Raw genomic sequence first — 2,228 nt, 5'->3', positions numbered from 1 at the left:
AAATGAGCGTTCTTCACTTATATCTGACCCTTTGGTTCCGCAAATCAGTTGCTTGCTCATCATTAAAAAAGGAGCGTGATGATTTTGCATAAGAGAAAACCACCATATGTAATTGGAATTGATTGTGGGACTCAAAGTTTAAGAAGCGGAATTTTTGACTTAGAGGGCTATCCTATTGTATTTGCTACCAAGGATTATTCAACATATTTTCCAAGGCCCGGTTGGGCGGAACAAGATGCCGACGATTGGTGGGAGGCAACCGTCACGACGGTGAGAGAGTGCTTAACAAAGAGCGGCGTTTCTAAAGAAGAGATCATTGGAATAGCTGTCGACGGGACTTCCTCAACCGTTGTCCCGGTGGATGAAAAAGGCAACCCTATAAGCTTACGAGGGCACTGCTTATGGTACTCGTCACATCCTCGATACGTTTGCACGGTCTGGATTTAATGTGTCTGAAATTTATGCTTGTGGTGGAGGTACTCGTAGTGCCTTGTGGCTTCAAATCCACGCCGATGTTTGTAATGTCCCAATATTCCTGACAGAAGTTGAAGAAGCATCGACTTTAGGGACTGCAATTTGTGCAGCAGTAGCTGCAGGTGCATATAAAACTATCGAAGAGGCAGCACAAAACATGGTACACGTTCGCGAAAAAATTTGTCCCGATGCGGAAAAACATGATTTATACAATTTCTTTAGAAATAGTTGCGTTAGGAGAAGCGGTGAAAGAGTTCAATGTAGGGGATAGGGTCACAGTTATTCCATTGATACCATGTGGAAGCTGTGAATTTTGTAAAGTGGGGGAGTATCAGTTATGTGATCATTATAACTATTTGGGATCGCGTACTAATGGTGCTTATGCCGAATACGTTGTAGCTCCTGCTAGAAATCTCCTTAAACTGGCTGATAATGTTTCTTTTGAAGAGGGAGCGATGACAGATCCTGCCTCCGTTGCGTTACACGCTGTAAGGAAGGTGGGTATTCTACCGGGCGATAAAGTGGCGGTGTTTGGCCTCGGCCCGATAGGGCTGCTAGCTCTACAGTGGTGCAAGATTATGGGGGCCGGGCACGTAGTAGCCATAGATATATTTGAAGAAAAGCTACAGCTGGCTCATGAATTGGGAGCGGATGATTGTGTAAATGGAAAGGTTGACAATCCCGTTGAGGAGATTAAAGATATCACCAAAGAAAAAGGAGTGGAAAGAGCTATTGAATTTGCCGGCAATAAGATTACCCAGGAGCAATGCATAAAATCTACTGCTAAACTTGGTTGTTGTGTCTTTGGTGGTATATCGCATACAGATCTTCCCCTTTCAGAGCATGCTGTGGATGGAATACTTCGTAAAGAGTTAACAATTAGGGGATCGTGGAATTCCTCGTTTTCGCCTTCCTTTAATGACTGGGAGCGGTCTTTGTATTTTATGGCAAATGGAAAACTCAGATGCCAACCCTTAATATCCCATCGATTGCCGCTGAGCAAGCTTCCGGAAGCATTCAAAGTGATGTATGAAAGAAAGGAATACTTTAGCAAAGTAATGTTTTTGCCCGAAATCTAAAAATGTTGCCCCCAAGGTTTTATTGGGTGTATCCAAAGGGACCCTAGAGGTGTACCTGCTCGTGCTAGAAATAAAAATAGCAAAAAGTGCATTTGATATTGTTTCTTCTTAAAAAGAAATATTAAATTAAAAAGGAGGAGTCGTTTATATATGACTTCAGTAAATATTGCCCAATATATTGATCATACAAATTTAAAGCCAATGGCGACCAAGCGCGATATTGAACTTTTATGCGAGGAAGCACTGCAATATCGTTTTGCTGCGGTCTGTGTCAATCCCTACAGAGTTAGCTTGGCGGCACAGCTGCTTAAGGGCTCGAGCGTAAAGGTTGCTTCGGTGATTGGATTCCCCCTGGGAGCCACGTTGCCCGAGACAAAGGCACTAGAAGCTAAAAGCGTCCTGGAAAAGGGAGCAGAGGAAATAGACATGGTGATCAACATTGGAGCGCTTAAGGATGGGGACGATGATCAGGTTTTAAAGGATATTAAGGCCGTGGTGGACGCCTCCGCGGGAGCTACCGTGAAGGTCATTTTGGAGTGTTGCTATCTCACCGATGAGGAAAAAATAAGAGCTTGCCATCTGTCAACCGAAGCGGGCGCCAACTTCGTCAAGACGTCAACTGGCTTTGGGAGTGGCGGAGCTACCTTTGAAGATGTTAGGCTCCTTCGGGCAAAT

Annotated in this window: 4 protein-coding genes; all 4 read left to right on the top strand. The window is 44.3% G+C overall.

Annotated elements, in window-relative coordinates; genetic code table 11:
- Nucleotides 1-84 precede the first annotated feature (84 nt).
- Nucleotides 85-447, top strand: coding sequence for an FGGY family carbohydrate kinase (locus tag Q7P41_RS00735; protein WP_303881313.1), 363 nt, complete (start codon nucleotides 85-87; stop codon nucleotides 445-447).
- Nucleotides 416-745 carry an FGGY-family carbohydrate kinase gene (locus Q7P41_RS00730; protein WP_303881315.1) on the top strand — a complete coding sequence of 110 codons (330 nt, stop codon included), beginning with the start codon at nucleotides 416-418 and terminating at the stop codon, nucleotides 743-745. Before Q7P41_RS00735 ends, Q7P41_RS00730 begins: the two co-directional genes overlap by 32 nt.
- Nucleotides 720-1,553: a galactitol-1-phosphate 5-dehydrogenase gene (locus tag Q7P41_RS00725; protein WP_303881311.1), complete on the top strand. Its 834-nt coding sequence runs from the start codon at nucleotides 720-722 to the stop codon at nucleotides 1,551-1,553. Before Q7P41_RS00730 ends, Q7P41_RS00725 begins: the two co-directional genes overlap by 26 nt.
- Nucleotides 1,554-1,703: 150 nt before the next feature.
- Nucleotides 1,704-2,228: deoxyribose-phosphate aldolase (gene deoC / locus Q7P41_RS00720; RefSeq protein ID WP_303881308.1), on the top strand; the 525-nt coding region annotated here is incomplete at its 3' end.

Source organism: Acetomicrobium mobile, assembly GCF_937920065.1.
The sequence above is the reverse complement of the archived record's forward strand: the minus strand, read 5'-3'. Positions and strand labels throughout refer to the sequence as shown.